25 protein-coding genes and 1 other RNA gene are annotated in these 20,115 nt (G+C 56.0%); 16 read left to right on the plus strand and 10 right to left on the minus strand.

Features of this window, described 5'->3' with window-relative positions; genetic code table 11:
- Window positions 1–25: 25 nt before the first annotated feature.
- On the plus strand, window positions 26–718 hold the full coding sequence (locus tag AAC632_RS05165; RefSeq protein ID WP_445322651.1) for a YqgE/AlgH family protein: 693 nt from the start codon (window positions 26–28) through the stop codon (window positions 716–718).
- On the opposite strand, the gene AAC632_RS05170 is transcribed toward AAC632_RS05165, so the two are convergent.
- Window positions 715–1,695, minus strand: coding sequence for an L-threonylcarbamoyladenylate synthase (locus tag AAC632_RS05170; RefSeq protein ID WP_340297811.1), 981 nt, complete (start codon window positions 1,693–1,695; stop codon window positions 715–717). The genes AAC632_RS05165 and AAC632_RS05170 overlap by 4 nt on opposite strands.
- A 94-nt stretch (window positions 1,696–1,789) precedes the next feature.
- Between AAC632_RS05170 and AAC632_RS05175 the strand changes: the two genes are divergently transcribed.
- The 3 genes from AAC632_RS05175 (at window position 1,790) to AAC632_RS05185 (ending at window position 3,676) form a co-directional block, all read left to right on the plus strand.
- A complete protein-coding gene (locus AAC632_RS05175) occupies window positions 1,790–2,815 on the plus strand; it encodes an MBL fold metallo-hydrolase (RefSeq protein WP_340297810.1) in 1,026 nt (341 codons plus the stop codon).
- A gap of 126 nt (window positions 2,816–2,941) precedes the next feature.
- Complete coding sequence (locus AAC632_RS05180) at window positions 2,942–3,082, plus strand: aa3-type cytochrome c oxidase subunit IV (RefSeq protein ID WP_340297809.1); 141 nt, start codon at window positions 2,942–2,944, stop codon at window positions 3,080–3,082.
- Window positions 3,083–3,100: 18 nt separating this feature from the next.
- Entirely contained in the window at window positions 3,101–3,676 is a 576-nt protein-coding gene (locus AAC632_RS05185) for a hypothetical protein (protein WP_340297808.1), read from the plus strand.
- A 99-nt stretch (window positions 3,677–3,775) separates the two neighbouring features.
- On the opposite strand, the gene rpsU is transcribed toward AAC632_RS05185, so the two are convergent.
- Window positions 3,776–3,982 carry a 30S ribosomal protein S21 gene (gene rpsU, locus AAC632_RS05190; RefSeq protein WP_009806335.1) on the minus strand — a complete coding sequence of 69 codons (207 nt, stop codon included), beginning with the start codon at window positions 3,980–3,982 and terminating at the stop codon, window positions 3,776–3,778.
- 105 nt (window positions 3,983–4,087) lie between these two features.
- Here rpsU and AAC632_RS05195 point away from each other — a divergent pair, with 105 nt between their 5' ends.
- Complete coding sequence (locus AAC632_RS05195) at window positions 4,088–4,795, plus strand: COQ9 family protein (RefSeq protein ID WP_340297807.1); 708 nt, start codon at window positions 4,088–4,090, stop codon at window positions 4,793–4,795.
- 26 nt (window positions 4,796–4,821) lie between these two features.
- Window positions 4,822–5,808 (plus strand): NAD(P)H-quinone oxidoreductase, encoded by a 987-nt coding sequence (locus AAC632_RS05200; protein WP_340298761.1) that lies wholly within the window; start codon window positions 4,822–4,824, stop codon window positions 5,806–5,808.
- On the opposite strand, the gene AAC632_RS05205 is transcribed toward AAC632_RS05200, so the two are convergent.
- Complete coding sequence (locus AAC632_RS05205) at window positions 5,805–6,512, minus strand: HAD family hydrolase (protein WP_340252723.1); 708 nt, start codon at window positions 6,510–6,512, stop codon at window positions 5,805–5,807. The two genes, AAC632_RS05200 and AAC632_RS05205, sit on opposite strands and share 4 nt — an antisense overlap.
- 158 nt (window positions 6,513–6,670) lie before the next feature.
- Between AAC632_RS05205 and clpS the strand changes: the two genes are divergently transcribed.
- From clpS to AAC632_RS05220, 3 genes are read left to right on the plus strand one after another with little or no spacing between them, the layout of a single operon-like run.
- On the plus strand, window positions 6,671–6,991 hold the full coding sequence (gene clpS, locus AAC632_RS05210) for an ATP-dependent Clp protease adapter ClpS (RefSeq protein WP_340256334.1): 321 nt from the start codon (window positions 6,671–6,673) through the stop codon (window positions 6,989–6,991).
- A gap of 21 nt (window positions 6,992–7,012) precedes the next feature.
- The gene (locus AAC632_RS05215) at window positions 7,013–8,035 is read left to right on the plus strand and encodes a class I SAM-dependent methyltransferase (protein ID WP_340297806.1); all 1,023 of its coding nucleotides are present in this window, start codon (window positions 7,013–7,015) and stop codon (window positions 8,033–8,035) included.
- A 19-nt stretch (window positions 8,036–8,054) separates the two neighbouring features.
- Window positions 8,055–8,867, plus strand: coding sequence for an SDR family NAD(P)-dependent oxidoreductase (locus AAC632_RS05220; protein WP_317656550.1), 813 nt, complete (start codon window positions 8,055–8,057; stop codon window positions 8,865–8,867).
- Window positions 8,868–8,925: 58 nt separating this feature from the next.
- Here the strand turns inward: AAC632_RS05220 and AAC632_RS05225 are convergent, their stop codons facing one another.
- A complete protein-coding gene (locus AAC632_RS05225; protein ID WP_340297805.1) occupies window positions 8,926–9,681 on the minus strand; it encodes a DUF1013 domain-containing protein in 756 nt (251 codons plus the stop codon).
- A 133-nt stretch (window positions 9,682–9,814) separates the two neighbouring features.
- Between AAC632_RS05225 and AAC632_RS05230 the strand changes: the two genes are divergently transcribed.
- The 3 genes from AAC632_RS05230 to AAC632_RS05240 all read left to right on the plus strand — a co-directional run bounded on the left by AAC632_RS05230 (window position 9,815) and on the right by AAC632_RS05240 (window position 12,996).
- The gene (locus AAC632_RS05230; RefSeq protein ID WP_340297804.1) at window positions 9,815–10,462 is read left to right on the plus strand and encodes a ribonuclease T2; all 648 of its coding nucleotides are present in this window, start codon (window positions 9,815–9,817) and stop codon (window positions 10,460–10,462) included.
- Window positions 10,463–10,531: 69 nt separating this feature from the next.
- Window positions 10,532–11,527, plus strand: coding sequence for a type I glyceraldehyde-3-phosphate dehydrogenase (locus tag AAC632_RS05235; RefSeq protein ID WP_340297803.1), 996 nt, complete (start codon window positions 10,532–10,534; stop codon window positions 11,525–11,527).
- 20 nt (window positions 11,528–11,547) lie between these two features.
- A complete protein-coding gene (locus AAC632_RS05240; RefSeq protein WP_340297802.1) occupies window positions 11,548–12,996 on the plus strand; it encodes an NAD-dependent succinate-semialdehyde dehydrogenase in 1,449 nt (482 codons plus the stop codon).
- 122 nt (window positions 12,997–13,118) lie between these two features.
- Here the strand turns inward: AAC632_RS05240 and recR are convergent, their stop codons facing one another.
- Genes recR through AAC632_RS05255 form a run of 3 tightly spaced genes read right to left on the minus strand, consistent with a single transcriptional unit; the run spans window position 13,119 to window position 15,850 of the window.
- The gene (gene recR / locus AAC632_RS05245) at window positions 13,119–13,730 is read right to left on the minus strand and encodes a recombination mediator RecR (RefSeq protein WP_340252709.1); all 612 of its coding nucleotides are present in this window, start codon (window positions 13,728–13,730) and stop codon (window positions 13,119–13,121) included.
- A gap of 5 nt (window positions 13,731–13,735) precedes the next feature.
- Window positions 13,736–14,080, minus strand: coding sequence for a YbaB/EbfC family nucleoid-associated protein (locus AAC632_RS05250; protein ID WP_317656544.1), 345 nt, complete (start codon window positions 14,078–14,080; stop codon window positions 13,736–13,738).
- Window positions 14,081–14,098: 18 nt separating this feature from the next.
- Window positions 14,099–15,850 carry a DNA polymerase III subunit gamma/tau gene (locus AAC632_RS05255; RefSeq protein WP_445322650.1) on the minus strand — a complete coding sequence of 584 codons (1,752 nt, stop codon included), beginning with the start codon at window positions 15,848–15,850 and terminating at the stop codon, window positions 14,099–14,101.
- Window positions 15,851–15,980: 130 nt separating this feature from the next.
- On the opposite strand from AAC632_RS05255, the gene AAC632_RS05260 reads away from it, so the two are divergent.
- A complete protein-coding gene (locus AAC632_RS05260; protein WP_317656543.1) occupies window positions 15,981–16,298 on the plus strand; it encodes a hypothetical protein in 318 nt (105 codons plus the stop codon).
- Here AAC632_RS05260 and AAC632_RS05265 read toward each other — a convergent pair.
- Window positions 16,252–17,016, minus strand: coding sequence for a CatB-related O-acetyltransferase (locus tag AAC632_RS05265; protein ID WP_340297801.1), 765 nt, complete (start codon window positions 17,014–17,016; stop codon window positions 16,252–16,254). The two genes, AAC632_RS05260 and AAC632_RS05265, sit on opposite strands and share 47 nt — an antisense overlap.
- A 96-nt stretch (window positions 17,017–17,112) precedes the next feature.
- Window positions 17,113–17,211, minus strand: an RNA gene (ffs, locus tag AAC632_RS05270) — signal recognition particle sRNA small type.
- Window positions 17,212–17,604: 393 nt separating this feature from the next.
- On the opposite strand from ffs, the gene nudC reads away from it, so the two are divergent.
- The 3 genes from nudC to AAC632_RS05285 all read left to right on the plus strand — a co-directional run bounded on the left by nudC (window position 17,605) and on the right by AAC632_RS05285 (window position 19,153).
- Window positions 17,605–18,588, plus strand: a complete 984-nt coding sequence (nudC, locus tag AAC632_RS05275) for an NAD(+) diphosphatase (protein WP_340297800.1) — start codon at window positions 17,605–17,607, stop codon at window positions 18,586–18,588.
- 94 nt (window positions 18,589–18,682) lie between these two features.
- Window positions 18,683–18,886 (plus strand): hypothetical protein, encoded by a 204-nt coding sequence (locus tag AAC632_RS05280; protein ID WP_340297799.1) that lies wholly within the window; start codon window positions 18,683–18,685, stop codon window positions 18,884–18,886.
- A gap of 27 nt (window positions 18,887–18,913) precedes the next feature.
- Entirely contained in the window at window positions 18,914–19,153 is a 240-nt protein-coding gene (locus tag AAC632_RS05285) for a hypothetical protein (protein WP_340297798.1), read from the plus strand.
- Between the two features lie 2 nt (window positions 19,154–19,155).
- Here the strand turns inward: AAC632_RS05285 and AAC632_RS05290 are convergent, their stop codons facing one another.
- Entirely contained in the window at window positions 19,156–20,076 is a 921-nt protein-coding gene (locus AAC632_RS05290) for a DMT family transporter (RefSeq protein ID WP_340297797.1), read from the minus strand.
- Between the last annotated feature and the right edge of the window lie 39 nt (window positions 20,077–20,115).

Below are 20,115 nucleotides of genomic sequence, written 5' to 3' on the forward strand. Positions count from 1 at the left end.
GCCTCATTGGTTAGCGGCAGACGCCATGAATGAAAAGTCACGTTTCGGCGAAGATGCGGCAAATTCCGCGCGGTCGCCCCTTGCCCTTGCGACAGGCTCCGCGCATTTTGGACATATGAATGAAATTGAAAATGTCGACAGCGCGATCGAGACTTTAACGGGCAAACTTTTGGTCGCTATGCCTGGAATGGGGGATCCGCGTTTTGCGCATGCGGTGGTGTTCCTCTGCGCGCATGATGACGAGCAGGCCATGGGGTTGATCATTAATAAACCTTTGGCCGAATTGACCTTGTCTGAGATGTTCGAGCAATTGGGCATTGCCAATGGCTCAGGATCTGTACCTGATTTACCAATCTGCTTTGGTGGCCCCGTTGAACAGGGGCGTGGATTTGTGCTGCATGAAACCTCTTACGCGCAAGGTGACGCAGGTCATGCGGGGCGCCTGGAGGTGGATGACACATTTGCCATGACCGCCACCCTCGATATCCTAGACGATATTGCGCAAGGCGAAGGCCCAGATCAGGCGATTGTCGTCTTGGGCTATGCGGGCTGGGGTCGGGGCCAGTTGGAAAGTGAGATTGCGCAGAATGCGTGGCTGATTTGCGAGGCCGCGCCTGATCTGGTTTTCAACGTGGATATGCCGCGCAAATGGGAAGCTGCCCTTGCAAAATTGGGCATTGATCCGATTTTGTTGTCCGCGCAGGCAGGGCGCGCTTAATCGCGCGGGGCGGCAGCCCGCATCAGCCGATCATTGATTGCAAGGCCCAATCCCTTTTGTGGGACAGGCGCGACATCAATCCCAGTTTTACCGCGCAATGCCAGTTCCGCATCGGCGTGATGCAGGATCGAAAACAGTGCCGCAGCCGCCTCGCGCAAGTCGCCCTTTTCCGAGAGGGTGAAATCTGCATCCCCAATAGGGCCAAAGGCAATGCGTAGCCGCGTTGGGTCGCTGAGATCCTGATTGATGCGCAGCGGTGCATTGGGGGCGTAATGGCTGCTCATCTGACCAGGTGCAGATACGCGTCCAGGCGTAAGGTCAGACACAAGCGCTCCCGTCAGCGCGCTAATTTCTTCGCGCGCAATGCCACCCTCGCGCAGGAGTTTTGCGGGCTTCTGACTTGCGTCCACGATGCTTGACTCAAGGCCTACGGGGCAGGGCCCACCATCTACGATAGCCGCGATGCGATTGCCCAATGACCGCGCCACATGTTCGGCCGATGTGGGGGACAAGCGCCCTGATCTATTGGCAGATGGTGCCGCAATTGGGCCACCAAAGCGGCGCAAAATATTTTGGGCCACAGGGTGGTTTGGAATGCGAATTGCCACAGTCGGCAGACCTGCACTGACCAAGGGGGATAGCCCGTGATCAGGGCGCAGGCGCAAAACCAAGGTCAAAGGGCCGGGCCAAAACCGATCTGCCAAGATCCGTGCGGTATCGGTCACCTCTGCAATTTGCGCGACCTGTGCGAGGTCAGCCAAATGCACGATCAGCGGGTTGAATGTTGGGCGCCCTTTTGCCTCAAAGATTTTGGCACAGGCTTGGTCATCGCGTGCGTCTGCGCCAAGCCCGTAGACAGTTTCCGTGGGCAGCGCGACCAATTCCCCCTGTTCTAGCAAGCCACAAGCACGCGCGATCCCCTGCTCATCAGGGGACAAACGGGCGGGGCGGTCTTGGGTGGGTGGCACTTGTGACATTGGGGTTCATCGCTTAGGACGGCACTGGTGTTTGCGCGGCCCGATATAGCTTGGGCGCGCTGTGAAGCCAAGCCGCGCTGCAAAAAGGTGTAACATGATCCACTATCCACACGAGACCCCACCTGCAAAAGGCACTGCGCGGGAAATAGCGGATGGCATCCTGTGGATTCGGTTATCCATGCCTTTGGGCTTGGACCATGTGAATGTTTATGCCTTGCGCGAACCAAATGGCTGGACGGTTATCGACACAGGGCTTGATACAAAACTCAATCGCCGTGAATGGGCCGCGATTATAAAAGATGATCTGCGCGGTGATCCTATCTTGCGGGTGGTTGTCACCCATCACCACCCCGATCATGTCGGGCTTGCTGGTTGGTTTATGGCGCAAGGCGCGGAATTATTGATGACCCGCACCGCATGGCTGACGGCAAGGATGCTAACCTTGGACGAGGAGCCAACACCGAGCCCAGAAGCGGTGTCTTTTTGGCGCGGGGCGGGCATGGATGAGGCGCTTTTGAGCAAACGCCTTGATAACCGCCCCTTTAATTTCTGTGACACAGTTTATCCTTTACCCTTGGGCTTTATGCGTTTGGAGGAAGGGGCGGTGCATCGTCTTGGCGGGCGTGACTGGGTCGTGCATTTGGGCCAAGGTCACGCGCCAGATCATGCCACCTTATGGTGCCAAGATGCGCCGCTTGTTTTGGCGGGGGATCAGCTTTTGCCATCGATATCGCCCAATCTTGGGGTGTATCCTACAGAACCGATGGCAGATCCTGTGGCCGAATGGCTAGAAAGCTGCGCAAGGTTTGAAACCATGGCGCGCGAAGATCACCTTGTTTTGCCGGGTCACAAGCTGCCCTTTCACGGGTTGCCTGCACGATTGGCGCAATTATCGGACAATCATCACGGTGCGCTTGCCCGACTGCGTGAACATTTGCGCGCGGAACCCCGCACAGCGGTTGATTGCTTTGCCCCCTTGTTCAAACGCCAGATTGATGAGGCGACTTATGGGCTAGCGATGGTCGAGGCCGTGGCCCATCTCAACCATCTCTATCATCTGGGCAAGGTTGCCCGTGAAATGGACGCGCGCGGTGCATGGGTTTGGCAGTTGCGCAGTTGAGGGCCCTGCCCACCTTCCTTGTCGCCTTGTAAGATTTTTACACAGATCGTGTCACAGTGTCGCGTGACAGGGCGCATGAAATTCGGTATGCGCATCGTAAAAGCGACCAGATCAATGGAGACGACCATGGCAAAGAACGAACATAAGCACGGCTCGATGGATATCGGCGAGCAGGAGAAAACCTTTGATGGTTTCATGACGTGGAGCATGCGCGTTGGTGCTGTTTCGATCGCTGTTGTGATCTTCTTGGCCCTTTTCGCCCGCTAAGGTTGAAGCCGAACACCGATGGGGTGGCGTTCGGCTCTTACAGTTTTGTGTCTCGCGCTGGCCCTTACGGGCTGCGCGAATCCATCGATTTGGGCTAGTGATCAAGACATTGCGACAGCAAGCTATCGCGAGCCTGGGCCAATGCGCATCACACTTTTGACAATGCTGCGCAGTGAAACAGGCACGGGTGCGCATAGCGCCCTTGTTGTCGATGACGGGACACAGCGATTGCTGTTTGATCCTGCCGGCGGTTGGTTCCACCCAGCCGCACCCGAACGCAATGATGTGCTTTATGGAATGAATCCCACGCTCTATGGGTTTTATTTGCAGTGGCATGCGCGCGAGACTCATCATGTCGTGGCGCAGGAGGTTCTTTTGCCGCCAGAACAGGCGCGATTCGTGGCGCAGCGCATTCAGGAAATTGGCCCTGTCCCCAAGGCAAATTGTTCGCGCTCAATCTCGGAATTGCTTGGCGAATTACCGCAGTTTTCTGATTTGCCAGTTACATGGTTTCCCGAAAAGACCATGGAAAATTTGGCCCGCTATGATGGCATCCGAACCTATGAAATCTGGGATAATGATGACGAAGGGTGATGCCTTCACCCTCTGAGCATAGCGCAAAAGAAAACCCCCGTGCCAAAAGGACGGGGGATATCTTTTTTGAAGAAAACTTCGCATTTGCGAAGGTTCTGCTTAGAGCAGACCCTCACGCTGCGCTTTTTTCCGCGCCAGTTTGCGCGCGCGGCGGATTGCTTCCGCTTTCTCGCGTGCTTTCTTGACGGAAGGCTTTTCGAAATGTTGCTTAAGCTTCATTTCACGGAAAACGCCCTCGCGCTGAAGTTTCTTCTTCAGAGCGCGCAATGCTTGATCAACATTGTTGTCGCGAACACTCACCTGCATGTGGTGTCACCACCTTTCTAAGTTAGAGTTTCAAAGTTGCAGGAAGTGGCCATCTAGCAAGAATCTGCTAAGTTGTAAAGCAACGCAGAAAAATGGAGTGATGCGATGGAAAGCCAAGCCACGACCGAGCTGAAAGCGCACATTGTCACCGCAGCATTGGATCATGTGCCGTTTGATGGGTGGTCTGATGCGGCCCTTTGCGCTGCGTTGAGCGATTGCGATGTAGACACCGAAACGGGTCGCGCGCTTTTCCCTCGGGGAGCGGTTGATTTGGCCTTGGCCTTTCATCGGCAGGGGGATGCAGATTTGCTGCGCGCCTTGCGCAATGCTGACTTGTCTGAAATGCGCTATCGTGATCGCGTGGCTTATGGGGTGCGCCTGCGCCTTGAGGCGGTCGCCGCCCACAAAGAGGCCGTGCGCCGCGGCACCACCTTGTTTGCCCTGCCCATCCATGCCGCAGATGGCGCAAAAGCCATCTGGGAAACCGCTGACAGCATTTGGGAGGGGCTTGGGGACCGCGCCAATGATTTCAATTGGTATTCCAAGCGTGCGACATTGGCGGGGGTGTATTCGGCTACTGTGCTTTACTGGTTGGGGGATCAATCGCCAGATCACGCTGCGACATGGGCGTTTTTGGATCGCCGCATCGATGATGTGATGCAAATCGAAAAGCTAAAGAAATCTGTCAATGAGAACCCTGCGCTTAAGCCCCTTATGGCGGGGCCAAATTGGCTACTTGGAAAGATTCGCCCCCCTGCGCGGGTCGCACGAATTGACCTTCCAGGATATATTCGTCCAAAAGACCAACAGTGAAATCTGTTCTGGAGAGCTACATGACCCTGCCTGAAAACATGCGCGCGGTTGAAATCAGCGAGGCGGGCGGGCCAGACGTATTGACGCTGTGCAGTCGCCCTTGCCCCCGTCCTGAGGCTGAACAGATTTTGATCAAAATTGCCTATGCAGGGGTAAACAGACCTGATGCGCTGCAACGGGCGGGGCTCTATGATCCGCCCAAAGGGGCCTCTGACCTCCCCGGTCTTGAGGCCTCTGGCACAGTTGTGGCGGTGGGCGAGGCTGTGTCCGAGTGGAAAATCGGGGATCAGGTTTGCGCGCTTCTGCCGGGCGGGGGGTATGCAGATTATGCGCTGACCCATCAATCCCACGCTTTGCCCGTGCCAACGGGTATGGATCTGCGCGCTGCTGCTGCGCTTTGTGAGACGTTTTCCACCGTGTGGTCAAATCTGTTTCAACGCGCCGCCTTGCGCGCGGGTGAGCGGTTGTTGGTGCATGGCGGCGCATCTGGAATTGGCACAACGGCCATTCAATTGGCGCGTGCTTTTGGGGTGCGGGTTTTTGTGACCGCAGGCCAAGATGAAAAATGCAGAGCCTGCGAAGCCTTGGGGGCGGAGCGGGCGATCAATTACCGCACGGAAGATTTTGTTGAGATCATGCGCGCCGAAGGTGGCGCGAATATCATCCTCGATATGGTGGGCGGGCCATATCTGCCGCGCAATATTCGGGCTTTGGCGGATGATGGGCGACTTGTGCAAATCGCCTTTTTGCAGGGCGCGAAGGTTGAGCTGAACTTTACACAGATGATGACGCGGCGCTTGACGTTGACAGGGTCGACCTTACGGCCCCAATCAGATGCCGCCAAAGCCGCGATTGCGTCTGAGTTGCGCACCCATGTTTGGCCCCTGCTCGAAACTGGCCAAATTGCGCCCGTGATGGATAGCAGCTTTGATCTGACCGAGGCCTCCGCTGCCCATACCCATATGGAGGCGTCTGCCCATATCGGAAAAATCGTTCTCGAAGTTGCGCCTTAAGCCTGTTCCAAGATTTTGACCAACGCAGGCAGACCACCCAAATCGGGTAGGCTGTGATAGCGTGCATGGGATTGAGGCGCGTCTGCCTCCTCCAACGCCCAGATATAGGTTGACGGCACATAGACCCCAAAGGCCCCTGCCTCAAGGGCGGGGATGACGTCTGATTTCATGGAATTACCCGCCATCAATGCCACATCGGCACTTGCGCCATGCCGCGCGAAAGCGCGGGTGTAAATTTCAGGTTTCTTGTCGCTGACAATTTCAACGCCGTGAAAATATTCGCCCAAACCCGATTGCGCCAACTTGCGTTCTTGGTCGAGAAGATCACCCTTGGTGATTAGCACCAATTTGTGGCTTTGCGACAGATCGCGCACCACCCTGTCGGCATGGGGCAGCAGGGTGATGGGATGTTGGAGCATGTCCTGACCTGCGGCCAAAATCTCCCCGATTACTGCACCGCTGACTTTTCCTTCGGTGACTTCAATCGCGGTTTCAATCATGGAGAGCATGAACCCTTTAATGCCAAATCCGTAATGGCCGATATTGCGCCGTTCTGCCGCCAAGAGGCGGTTGTGCAAATCGTCTTCGGCGCAGCAATCCGCCAAAAGTTCTGCAAAGCGCGCTTGGGTTACGCGGTAAAATTCCTCGTTCTGCCAAAGCGTATCATCCGCGTCCAAACCGATTATTTGCAGCTTTTTTGTCATTGGGTTATGCACGACCTCAGGCAGTTGCCTTGTGGCCCCTTTTCTGAATCACCTTGCGGCTTATATAAAGGCACATGGACAATGGCACCATGAGCACGCCAGTTTTAGACCAGATGGCCAGTTTTGGAGTAGATATGCGGCGCGATGGCTTGACGATGATGGCGAAACCTCCTGTGGAGGAAAACGACACCACCGTTATATCCAAAACAAAACCAAAAACGCAGCGGCCCCCGATGTATAAGGTGCTGCTTCTGAATGACGACTATACCCCAATGGAGTTTGTCGTTCATGTTCTTGAGCGCTTCTTCGGTATCTCTCATGCGCAGGCGGTCGAGATTATGCTGACTGTGCATAAAAAAGGGGTGGCCGTTGTGGGTGTCTTCTCTTATGAGATTGCCGAAACGAAAGTGGCGCAGGTGATGGAATTCGCGCGCCGCAATCAGCATCCGTTGCAATGCACCATGGAGAAAGAGGACTGATCCCCAGTCCCGCCGCCGCTTATGACCCCAGACAGATGGATTTCCGCGCTTGAGCAAAACGCGCTCAGCCTGCCGCCTCTTTCGGCGGTTTTGATTTATGGTGCCAGTGGCGACATGCAACTTGATGTGTTCGGACAGGCCCGTCTGTTGGCTGTGCAAGGGTTTTACCCCGATCACGCCCGCGTTGTGGCCCGTGGAATTGATGTGCATCCTGATCTGCCAGCCGATGCGGTGGATGCGTTTGATCTGGCTTTGGTTGCGGCCCATAAATCAAAAAAATTGACCCTGTCGTGGATCGCAAAATCCCTGATGGCATTGCGCAAGGGTGGCATTTTGATGGTGGATGGGGCGAAAACCATCGGGATTGAATCGATCCTCAAGGCCCTAAAATCAACCTTTGACGGCGTAGAAGTTTTTTCAAAATCGCATGGCAAATTGATTTGGTTCGTGCGCCCAGATGTCCTGCCCCAAACCTGCGCGGAGTGGGTTGGCAGCGCCACGAAAACTGAAGATGGCCATATCGTGCCAATTGGCAGCTTCTCTGCGGACGGGCCAGATCAAGGATCGGAAATTTTGATTGCACTGGCCCCTAAACTTAAGGGACGCGTTGCTGATCTTGGGGCGGGTTGGGGATATATCGCCGCGCATATTCTGGATGAACAGGATAGCATTGAAACCCTCGATTTGATTGAGGCCGATCACGCGGCGCTTGAGGCCGCGCGCCAGAATGTCGGTGATCCGCGCGCGCGTTTTTTCTGGGCTGATGCGACAGCATTCAAGCCCGACGCGCTTTATGATGCGATTTTGTGCAATCCGCCTTTTCATACATCACGCGCGGCTGATCCTGCCTTGGGGCAGGCCTTTATTTCGGCGGCAAGTCGCCTGCTTAAGCCTTCAGGACAATTTTTGATGGTCGCAAATCGCCACCTGCCCTATGAATCGGCGCTGAAGGCGAATTTTTCAACGGGTCGCATGTTGGCCGAGATGCAGGGCTACAAGCTCTATCAAGCTGGGAAACCGAAAGCTGCGCGATCTGCGCGATGATCGGCAAAGGGGTTTTGGAATGTCTTTATCCATCCAAGGAAAAACTGCTATTGTGACGGGGGCCGCCAATGGGATTGGCCTTGCGATCGCGCGTCATTTTTCTGACCTTGGCGCGAATGTCGTGTTCACAGATCGCGATGAAGAGCGGCTTTTTGATGAATGTGGCGCCTCAGATGATGAGCGCGCGCCAAATATTCGCGCCTTTGCAGGAGATTTGAGCGAAAAGCTGACAGTGGCCAATTTGATCTCGGCCACGATTGATGCCTTCGACCGGGTCGATATTTTGGTCAATGCGTGCCGCCAGATCATACCAACGGACCCGTTTGATCCTGCCGATACCAGCATTGAGCAAATGTTGCAGCAAAACCTGTTTACATCGCTTCGCCTGAGCCAAGCCGTTGCAAAAAAGATGATTGCCCAAGCCGAAGGGGATGACCGCGATGATGAGACGCGCGGCGCGATTGTGAATATCTCGAACATCGCTGCGATGCGCAGCCATCCTGATTTGATGGGCTATTCGGTGTCGTTAGCGGCGCTTGAGCAATCTACGCGGTCTTTGGCATTGTCCCTCGCCCCAAATCGTATTCGTGTGAATGCTGTATCTTTTGGGTCTGTGATGTCAGCGAGCCTTCAAGCGGGTTTGGCAGAAGATGAATTGAAGCGCAAAGACATCCAAAGCCACACACCGCTTGGCCGCATTGCTTCAGCGCGCGAAGTGGCGGGTGCGGCCCAATTCTTTGCCTCGGATGGGGCGGGATTTGTTACAGGGCAAGTTCTCTGCGTGGATGGTGGGCGCAGCTTGCTTGATCCTGTTGGCGTGCCTTTGCATTAAAAAACCGCGCAACCTTTGGGGCGCGCGGTTTTCAGATGGCAGGCGTTATAACGCCTAATTATTTGTCGTCTTTGTCTTTATCATCTGGCAGGTTAAAGAAGCTGTCCGCATCATAGGTCTTTTCGGTTTCGTCCTCGTCCTCATCGGCGGCAGACGAATTGCCTGAGAGGCTGAATGTTTCAAGACCCGAAATCGCGCTTGGCATTTTTGGCTCTGGATCACCTGCAAGGCTTTGTTCGGTTGAGACCAATTTACGGCGCTCATCATCGGTCATAACCAGACCTTCTTTGGCGCGTTTCGCGTTGGCTGATTGCACGGCGGCATCCAATTCAGACTGCTTGCACAGACCAAGCGCAACAGGGTCGATTGGTTGAATGTTGGAAATGTTCCAATGGGTGCGTTCGCGGATCGCTTGGATGGTTGGTTTGGTGGTGCCAACCAATTTGCCAATCTGGCCATCGGACAGCTCTGGGTGGAATTTGACCAACCAAAGGATTGAAGCAGGACGATCCTGACGCTTGGACAGGGGCGTGTAGCGTGGGCCACGGCGCTTTTCCTCGCCCAGTGCGGCGGGGTTATGCTTCAGCTTTAGATTATGCGCAGGGTCTTTCTCGCCACGATCAATCTCGTCTTGGTCGAGTTGGTTATTGGCAATCGGGTCAAAACCCTTGACGCCTGTGGCTACGTCACCATCTGCAATTCCTTGCACTTCCAATTCATGCAGCCCGCAGAAATCGCCGATCTGCTTAAAGCTGAGCGTGGTGTTATCCACCAACCAAACGGCGGTGGCCTTTGCCATTATAGGTTTTGTCATTTTTAGCTCCTTTTCGGATGCAATCGGGCGGGCGCTGAAACAACGCTGCGGCGGGGGCCGCAATTCCTCGATTTCGGGGAAGTTGCCCGGTATATAAGGCAGCGATTGGCGCAAGGAAAGAGGGAAACGCGAGATGGGGTGCAGATTGATACGTGCGGGGCTTTTGGCCTTTGCGCTATGTGGCGCGGCACTTTCTGCGCGGGCCGATCAGGCGGGGGTGCTTGACCTTTATGTCTTAGCCCTCAGTTGGAATTCAACATGGTGCGCGATTGAGGGGGATGAGCGTGGGGCGGCGCAATGCGAGACAGGCGCACACCATGGGTTCACCTTGCACGGGCTTTGGCCACAATATGAGGAGGGGTGGCCCAGTTATTGCTCAACACCCGCGCGCGGCCCAAGTGATGCGTTGACGGCGGGCATGGTTGATATCATGGGAAGCTCAGGCCTTGCCTGGCACCAATGGCGTAAGCATGGGGTCTGTTCTGGCCTGCCTGCTGAGGATTACTTCGCCCTATCGCGCCGCGCTTATGCGGCGGTGACTGTGCCAGCGGTTTTGACCCAACTTAATCGACCTGTGCGCCTGCCAGCCGAAGTGGTGGAGGACGCGCTCCGCGAAGCCAACCCTGATCTCAGTGACAGTGGTGTTGTCACCACCTGCCGCGAAGGTCGCATCGCAGAGCTGCGCATTTGTCTGACCCGCGATTTAGAGCCCCGTGATTGCCCTGCCGATATGGGGCGCGATTGTTCTTTGCGTGAGGCGCTGTTTGATCCAATCCGCTGATGCGTGCTTGCACCTTCGCGGTGGGCATGCATCACTCGCCCGCTCACAGCAATCAGGAGATTCGGCATCATGACCGCCCCCATTCGTGTGGCAATAAACGGCTTTGGTCGCATTGGGCGCACCGTGCTGCGCGCGTGGCTTAAGGGGGGTTGGCCCGAGGTTGAGATTGTCGCCATCAACGACATAGCCCCCCTAAAGACCTGCGCTTACCTGTTCGAATATGACAGCGTCTTTGGCCCTTACGCGGGCGAGGTGAGCTGCGGTGATGGCGCATTGGTGATTGATGGGCGCCCGATTGCCTTTACCTGCGAGCCTGATCTAGCGGCGCTGCCCCTTGCGGGGGTGGACATTCTGATGGAATGCACGGGGCGCGCCATGGATCGGCGGATTGCTGAGGCAGGTTTGCGCGCAGGTGCCGCACGGGTGCTGATTTCTGGCCCCTCCCTTGATGCTGATGTGACGCTGGTCTTGGGGGCGAATGATGCGGCCCTATTGCCCGATGCGCGCATTGTGTCGAACGCATCTTGCACCACCAATGCCACAGCCCCCCTGATACGGATTCTCGATGAGGCCTTTGGGGTTGAGACGGCTTTGATGACGACAGTGCATTGTTACACGGGCAGCCAACCCACCGTGGATATGCCGATGGGGGATTTGGTGCGGTCCCGCGCAGCTGCCTTGTCGATGGTGCCCACAACAACCAGTGCGGAAAAGTTGATTGATCTTGTGCTGCCCCATCTTGCGGGGCGGATCACAGGCTCGGCAATTCGGGTGCCAACGGCAAGTGTCTCTTGTATCGATTTGGCGGTCATCACCGAGCAGCGGCCATCGGTTGAGGCGGCGCGCGATGTCCTGCGCGCAGCCGAAGGGCCAATCTTAGGCTATACTGAGGCGCCTGTTGTCTCGACTGATCTTCGGGCGCGCCCCGAGTCGTTGATCGTGCAAGGGGATCAGATCAAACGCTCCAAAGGCGGGATGCTGCGCGTCTTTGGGTGGTATGACAATGAATGGGGATTTTCTGCGCGCATGTTGGATGTGGCGCGCAAGATGGGGGCGCAAGCCTAAATAAGAAAGGAGCGAGGAGCATGGCAGATTGGAAAAACTGGATGCGCGAGGCGAATTATATCGCAGGCGCATGGGTGGGCGCGGATGATGGTGCGACCTTGGATGTTACAAACCCCGCTACGGGCGAGGTGATTGGGCAAATTCCGAAATCTGGCCACTCAGAAACCATGCGCGCGATTGATGCAGCCCATGCAGCTTTTCCCGCTTTTGCGGCGATGGACTTGATGGGGCGCTTGGCGCTTTTGTGGAAATTGCACGATGCGCTGATGGATAACCAAGACAGTTTGGCCGAATTGTTGACCCGCGAGATGGGTAAACCTTTGGCAGAAGCGAAGGGCGAAATTGTCATCGGTGCGCAATATCTGCGGTGGTATGCAGAGGAGGCCCGCCGTGTGAAAGGCGAGATCGTTCCTGCAGGCGTCAATGGTCGCCGTATTTTGGTAACAAAGCACCCCGTGGGTGTTGTGGGCATGATTACGCCTTGGAATTTCCCCTCCTCGATGCTGGCCCGCAAACTTGCGCCTGCTTTGGCGGTTGGCTGCACGGTTGTTGCGAAGCCTTCGGAAGAAACCCCCTATTCAGGCTTGGCTTGGGCAGCTTTGGCCGAGGACGTGGGCTATCCCAAAGGGGTGATTAACATCGTCACGGGGGATGCGCCCGCCATTGGTGGTGCGATGATGGCCCACCCTGAATTGCGCAAAGTGACCTTCACGGGCTCGACCAATGTGGGCAAATTATTGATCCGCCAGTCAGCTGATACAGTCAAGAAAGTCTCAATGGAATTGGGGGGGAATGCCCCATTCATCGTTTTTGACGATGCTGATCTGGATCGTGCGATTGACGGGGTTATGGCCTCTAAGTTTCGCAATTCTGGTCAGACCTGCGTTTGCGCCAATCGTGTTTTTGTGCAGGCAGGCGTGCATGATGAATTCGTGGCGAAACTGGTTGAGAAAACCCGCGCGCTGAAACTTGGAAATGGCATGGATGCGGGCGTGACCCAAGGGCCGTTGATCAATCAAGCGGCGTTGAAAAAGGTCGAGGGCTTTGTGGAAGACGCCAAAGCCAAAGGTGCCACTGTGGCCACGGGCGGCATGCGGGATCAATTGGGTGGCACATTCTTTCAGCCAACGGTTTTGACAGGGGCCAAAGCCGACATGGAATTTGCCCAGGAAGAAATCTTTGGCCCTGTTGCGCCTGTGTTCAAATTTGAGACAGATCAAGACGGGGTTGATATGGCCAATAACACCCGCTTTGGCCTTGCGGCTTATGCCTACACCTCTGACCTAGCGCGCGCGATGCGCCTTGATCGGGATTTGCAATATGGCATGGTCGGGATCAATTCTGGCATGATCACCACGGTTGAGGCGCCCTTCGGCGGCGTCAAGGAATCGGGTCTTGGCAAAGAGGGCGGCAGCCAAGGTGTCGAAGATTATCTTGATACCAAATATGTCTGCATTGACGGGCTCTGATCCCACTTCCCTCGACCTGATGCGTGTGGGGGATTGCGCATTGGGTCGAGGGGCGCGTGGATGCGCATTAGGCATGCATATGCCCTGACCTGTAAAACAACAGCTTATATTTGAGATTTAGGTTAAAATGATTTCCGCGCGCTCAAGGCCGCGGAAATCGTGCCATCGTCAAGATAGTCCAATTCGCCCCCGATGGGCACACCTTGCGCCAGGGATGTGATTTTCACGTGTCCTTCGCGCGCCATTGGGGCGAGTTCGCCCGCAATGTAATGGGCGGTGGTTTGACCATCAACGGTGGCATTCAGCGCAAGGATCACTTCTTCAATTCCATCTCTTGCGACCCGCTCAATAAGGCGCGGGATACGCAGATCGTCAGGGCCAATATCGTCTAGTGCCGATAGCGTGCCACCCAAGACATGATAACGCCCGCCAAAGGCGCGGCCGCGTTCCATCGCCCAAAGATCGGCGACGTCTTCGACCACGCAGATTTGGCCATTGCCCCGCTTGGGGTCGGTGCAAATCGCACAGACCTCATCGGTGCCGATATTGCCACAAGAGAGGCATTCACGCGCATCACGGGCCACTTCGGCCAAGGATTGCGCCAAGGGCGTCATCAGGCCTGCGCGTTTTTTGATCAGGTGCAAAACCGCACGCCGTGCCGAGCGTGGCCCAAGACCAGGCAAGCGCGCCATCAGCGCGATCAATTCCTCTATTTGGCGCGCGCCTTCGCTCATCGAAATCAGAAGGGCAGCTTCATGCCTGCTGGCAGGCCAAGCTCAGCAGTGATTTTTTGCAATTCTTCCTGACTGCGATCAGAGGCTTTTGCTTGCGCATCTTTGATGGCGGCCAAGATCAAATCTTCGACCACTTCCTTGTCATCCCCATTAAAGATGGAGGGGTCGATATCCAAACCCACCAATTCGCCCTTGGCGCTGGCTGTGGCCTTCACGAGGCCTGCACCTGCTTCCCCTGTGACGCGGATTGTGTGCAGGTTTTCTTGCATTTCCGCCATGCGGGTCTGCATTTCTTGTGCCTGTTTCATCATCTTGGTCATATCGCCAAGACCGCCAAGGCCTTTGAGCATATCCATCATCCTTTGTGGTTAATCGTCTTCGAACGGATCCCATTCATCTTCGATCTCGGGCAAGGCCTCGACCGCAGCATGGGCCTGAATATCTGTGTGACTGCGAATATCTGTAATTTTGGCGTGTGGAAAGGCCAAGAGGACGGCCTGCATCAGCGGATGGTCTTTGGTCTCTTTTTCAAGCTCGGCACGCTCCGCATTCGCCTGTTCTTCGATGGTGGGTGCGCCGCCCGAGGAGACGACCGAGACCACCCATCTTGTCCCTGTCCATTGCGTCAAGCGTTGGCCAAGGCGTGGCCCCAAATCTTCGGGCGCGCGGTCAGTAGGTTCAAATTCAATGCGCCCCGCGCGATAGGAGGCCAAGCGCAAATTGGTCTTAACCTCAACCAACAATTTGATGTCGCGCATCTCTTCGATCAATGCGACCACATGCTCAAAAGTCGGGTATCGGGCCAGTAGGGCCTCTGGGGCCTCGGAAAGGGCCGCTTGCGGCGCGCCATTTGTGCCGCCTGTGCTGCTTGGAAGGCTTGAGCCTCGCGCGGGTGCGCCATGCGATCCGCCGTGTGTGGGGGCTGGCCCGCGCGGTGGTGCGGCAGGGGGCGGTGTTGTGGATTGCAGCTTACGGATCAAATCATCGGGGCTTGGCAATTCGGCCACATGGGTCAGGCGGATCACGGCCATTTCGGCGGCCATCATCGCATTGGGCGCAAAGGCCACTTCCTCAAGCGACTTCAGCAGCATCTGCCACATCCGCGACAAGGCGCGCATTTGCAAATCCCCCGATAGCGCAACCCCGCGGCTGCGCTCATCAGGCGAAATAGAGGGGTCTTCAGCGGTTTCGGGCGAGATTTTCACAACCGACAGCCAATGGGTGATATCGGCCAAATCCCGCAAAACTGCCATTGGGTCAGCGCCATCGGCGTATTGCGTGGCCAATTCATCCAATGCACCCTTGGCATCGCCGCGCATGATCATCTCAAACAGATCCATGACACGCCCGCGATCTGCAAGGCCGAGCATCGCGCGCACTTGTTCCGCGCTGGTTTCGCCTGCGCCATGGGAAATTGCTTGATCCAAAAGGCTGAGCGCATCGCGCACAGACCCTTCCGCCGCGCGCGTGATCAGGGCCAAGGCTTCGTCCGTGATTTCGGCTTTTTCCAGATCCGAGATTTTGCGCAAATGCGTGATCATCACCTCAGGCTCGATGCGGCGCAGATCAAACCGCTGGCAGCGCGACAATACGGTGACAGGCACTTTGCGAATCTCTGTGGTCGCGAAGATGAATTTCACATGGGCGGGCGGTTCTTCCAATGTCTTAAGCAGCGCGTTGAACGCGCTGGTCGACAGCATGTGAACCTCGTCAATTATGTAAATCTTATAGCGCGCGCTGGCAGAGCGATAATTGACGCTTTCAATAATCTCGCGGATGTCATTCACGCCGGTGCGTGATGCCGCGTCCATTTCCATGACATCGACATGGCGCCCTTCGGCGATAGAGGTGCAATGTTCGCATTGCCCGCAGGGTTCAATCGTGGGCTTGCCCGCACCATCAGGGCCAATGCAGTTTAGGCCTTTGGCAATAATTCGTGCGGTGGTCGTTTTCCCTGTGCCGCGAATGCCCGTCATAATGAAGGCTTGCGCGATGCGATCGGCGGCAAATGCGTTTTTCAGTGTCCGCACCATGGCCTCTTGCCCGATCAAATCGGCGAAACTTGCGGGGCGATATTTGCGCGCAAGCACCTGATAGGCTTGATCGGTGGTTTGGGTCATAGGGTTTTCCAACGGCTCTTGACGGTTTTTGCTTGGCAGAACGGCGCCCTGCCTGCAGGGTTATTAGCAAACTAGGCGCAGATGAGCGGCGCGGCAACCGCTTCCTGCGCGCAAAGCAAGCGGGGACGCGATGAGCGATAGATCACGGCTTTTGATATTCCTGTTTTTGATCCTGGCCAGCGTCTTTGTCGCGCTGGTTCATCTATGGGCCGCTCTTGTTGAGGGCGGGTTTCGGGCCATCCCGTTATCGGTGGTGTCGATCTTTGTGTTGATCCATTTGCCCGCAACCGCCGCAGGCATTTGGTTATGGCGCCAAGGGGCCTTGGGGCGGATGCGCTATTTGGTGCATGGGCTGACCCTCTATTTTTGCGTGGCCCTGTTCTTCGCGATGGCGGGGAATTTTATTTGGGCTTCACTTGTGAATGGCCTTTATGGTGGGGGCAGCTAAGGCCATGACGCCTCAGGCGGTATGATCCCAGACCAGTCCCATATGGTGCGCCGCTCATCGGGCATTTTAGGTGAGGAGGGTTTTGCCTCAAACCCATCCAAAAACGCCAAAGGATCGTCAAAGTCAGGTCAGATAATGCTTCGGGGGTGATCTCCCACCACGCGCTGCGTTGAAGCCGCGTTGCAATCTCAGGCGCAAAACGGGGGCGGATGACGCGGGCGGGGTTGCCGCCAACAATCATGTAATCTGCCACATCGCGCGTCACCACAGAACCCGCTGCAATCACCGCGCCATTGCCGATGGATATACCATCACGCAGCAGCACATCTTGGCCAATCCAAACGTCATGACCGATACGCACAGGCCGCGCCGCGCCATCATACCGGGCAGAGTCAGGCAAGGGGGGCAGGTCAAACATCCGCCGCCTGCGGGGTTGATATTGCACAGGCGAGGTTGTCACCCAATGATGCGGATGGCTGGCCCCCATTACGCGGACATTTTCGCTGATCGAGCAATATCGCCCAATCCAACCCGCAATAAAAACGGAATGGCTGTAGGAATAGGCGCCAAGCGGCATCAGACCTCTTGGATTATGCTGACTGTGACGTTCAAACTTGGCGCTTGCATTGTTCAAAACATGGCCCGCGCGCAGCTTTGGGTAAAAACGCATGGGCAGCGCCTCGACCAATGCCAGATCGGTGCAGCGAAAGCGATTCATTGCAGCCTATCCCCCGAAATTCCGTAACCCAAGCCACAGCTTGGTTGCTTTTACGCGCCGCCGCAATGGTTCAGGTGGCACTTATTTTCAAGGGAAAGGTGAGAGGCTGGACAACGACCCAAGCGGGACTCGTTACGGCTGCTTCCTTCCGGATCTGACCGGGTTGGCGAGGAGCCTGTCCGCGCCAACCTCTCAACGCCCAAATAGTCAATCTTGGCTCTTGGTGCAAGGGCTGCACAAAAAATGCGGGTTAAAGCGTGATTTCAAATTGCTCGAACCCTTGGGCCGAGACGCCAGAATAGGCCAGACCATTCAAATCGCGCTCTTTCCCGACCTCCCGCGCAGTAGGGGGTGTCGTGAAAATAGTCATATTCGGTCAGATGAGCGTGTAAATCGGTGGTCGCAAAAAGCGTGACCTTCAGACGCGCGGACCGCGCCGTCCCTATGATGATCTGTCTCGCAGCCAAATCTCATCCCCTTATGATGGGGGCATCATACAACCATAAGGGTAGTTCTGCGCAATCCTATTCTTGTTGCACCCCGTTCACGTCTCTGTAAGGTTTGGGCGCGAAGCAAGGATCACATCACATGCCCCTTTTACAAACTGCCTCTGCGGTCACCTTTGGTGGATCGAATTTAGATCGTGCGGCGCATTTGCGGGATGATCCTGTGCAATTGGGGCAAATTGCAAAGGCGCATATCTTGGTTCTGTGGCGCGGCAAGGTGCTATGTCAGCGCGATGCAGAAACGGGTCTGGCGTCCTTGTGCTTTTTGCCAAAAGACGCACCGCTTTTACGAGATCTCGCAGAGGCGGCGCGATTGTTTTTGGGGCTGTCCGAGGATGGGGCGGCCTATTTTGCGCAAGACCTGAGCGATTGGAATCCTGAATTGCCAGAAGGGGTCAGCTTGAACTCCTTTGTTGATCTGTCCGAGCAGGCCCATCCAGATGCGCCCGAGGGCGCTGTGTTTTTGGAATTGCGCAGCATTATGATCACCCTGCCTCCACGCGCAGCAGAATTGGCGGCAACAGCCCGTGCTTTGTTGAATTGGCACAGCTCGCATCTCTATTGCGCCAAATGTGGCAGCCCTTCGCAGATGGTGCAAGCGGGGTGGCAGCGCAAATGCCGCGCCTGTGGCGCCTCGCATTTCCCGCGCACGGATCCCGTGGTGATCATGCTTGTGACCTATGGCGATCAAATTTTGTTGGGGCGTTCGCATGGTTGGCCCGAAAGGATGTATTCCGCACTCGCAGGGTTTGTCGAACCTGGTGAGACAATCGAGGCCGCCGTGCGCCGCGAAGTGTTGGAAGAAGCGGGGATCACCACGTCCGAAGTGCGCTATGTTGCCAATCAACCTTGGCCTTACCCCAACTCTTTGATGTTTGGCTGCCTAGCCACCGCCACAAGCACAAAGATTACGGTTGATCCAAATGAATTGGACGATGCGCGATGGTTAAGCCGCCAAGAGGCGATGGATGTCTTTTGTGGGTCACACCCAGAAATATCTTCGCCGCGCAAGGGCGCAATTGCGCGGTTTTTGCTGGAAAACTGGCTCGCAGATCGGTTCATATAGGCTGCAAAAGGTGCGCGACTGGGGTGGTCTTTGGCCAGACGCGCTGCCTTCACAGCGCGCAAAGGATCGGCGTATAGCATTGGGGTGATCAGCTATGAAATTCAAAGCCACCGAAGATATTGATGCCCCGCTGGAACTGGTGTTCGAGCGGTTTTGCGATTTTACGCAGATCGAAGCCGATTTGACGGGACGCGGCGCCAAGCTCGTGCGGGAAGGCAGGTGGTTGCAGCCCCGCAAAGGCACAGGGTGGTCAAGTGAGGTCAAATTGCGCGGCCGTGCGCGCCCTGTTTCTTCGTAAATCACGAATTTCATCCACGAAGAGGTGATGGTGATTGAAAGCCAAATCGGGGGAATGCAGACAATCTATGAGCTGCGCTTTCAAGGCATCAATCCGCAAATGTCGCGTGTCAGAGCGCCCTTGGAGTTGAAGCCAACCACGTTAAGTGCGCGGCTAGTGATTCAATCTTTGAAACTTGCGCGGGGCCGCGTTTTGCAACGGATGACGGGCTATTTGGTGCGCCGTGGCAATGAGGTCGAGGCGGAATATCGCGCCTCCTTGGGTTAGGTTTAGCCTTGCGGCGTCATGGCCTTGCGTTGACGTGCGCGCTCTATCCCCAATTGCCGTTCTCTTAGTATGATGGCGATCCCTGCCGTGATGATGATGGCCGCACCCACCAACATGGTCGTGCTTGGGATTTCGTCAAATATCATATAGCCCACCCCAAGCGCCAAGAGCATCGAGCTATATTCAAACGGCGCTATCAAGGAAGCATCGGCTTCGCGATAGCTTGAGGTGAGCAGAATCTGACCCACGCCGCCTAAAACGCCAGCCAAGATCAAGAGCATCGCTTCGCGGGGCCCAGGGATGACCCACCCCCATGGTAGGGTCAAAAGGGACATTAAGGTCGCCGTGATTGAAAACCAAAAAACGATGGCCGATGTGGTTTCAGTTGCAACCATTTTGCGCACAAACACCTGTGCAAGGGCCGCGCATACCGCGCTCATCAAAACAATCATTGCGCCAAGCGCCTCGGCATAGGTGGTGTCAGCGCCGCCAAGGCTGAGGCGCGGAGAAAGAACAATCACCACGCCAAGCATCCCCAAAGCCACCATGCTGAGGCGAAAAAGCCGTACATCTTCGCCCAAGAACATGGCGGCAAAAACAACCACCAAAATCGGCGCGGCATATCCAATCGCGGTTACTTCGGGCAATGGCAAAAGGCCAAGCCCCGCGAACCCAAGCCCCATCGCACTGGTGCCCACAACCCCACGCCAAACATGGCCCAAGGGCGAGACTGTGCGCAGGCCGGTTGACAATTCATGTCGCATCCACAGCCATGCGATGATCACAGGCAGCGCAAAAAATGATCGAAAGAAAACGGCCTGACCCGGCGGCACATGGTCAGAGGTGGCTTTGATCAACGATGCCATCGCCACGAAAACGCATACAGATGCGATTTTCAGGGCAATGCCGCGAAGGGGGTTCATGTGAGGGGCGCTCGCGCAAATCTTGTGTCGGCGCAAACC

The organism is Roseobacter sp. HKCC-CH-9351 (genome assembly GCF_037830295.1).
Lineage (GTDB): Bacteria > Pseudomonadota > Alphaproteobacteria > Rhodobacterales > Rhodobacteraceae > M30B80.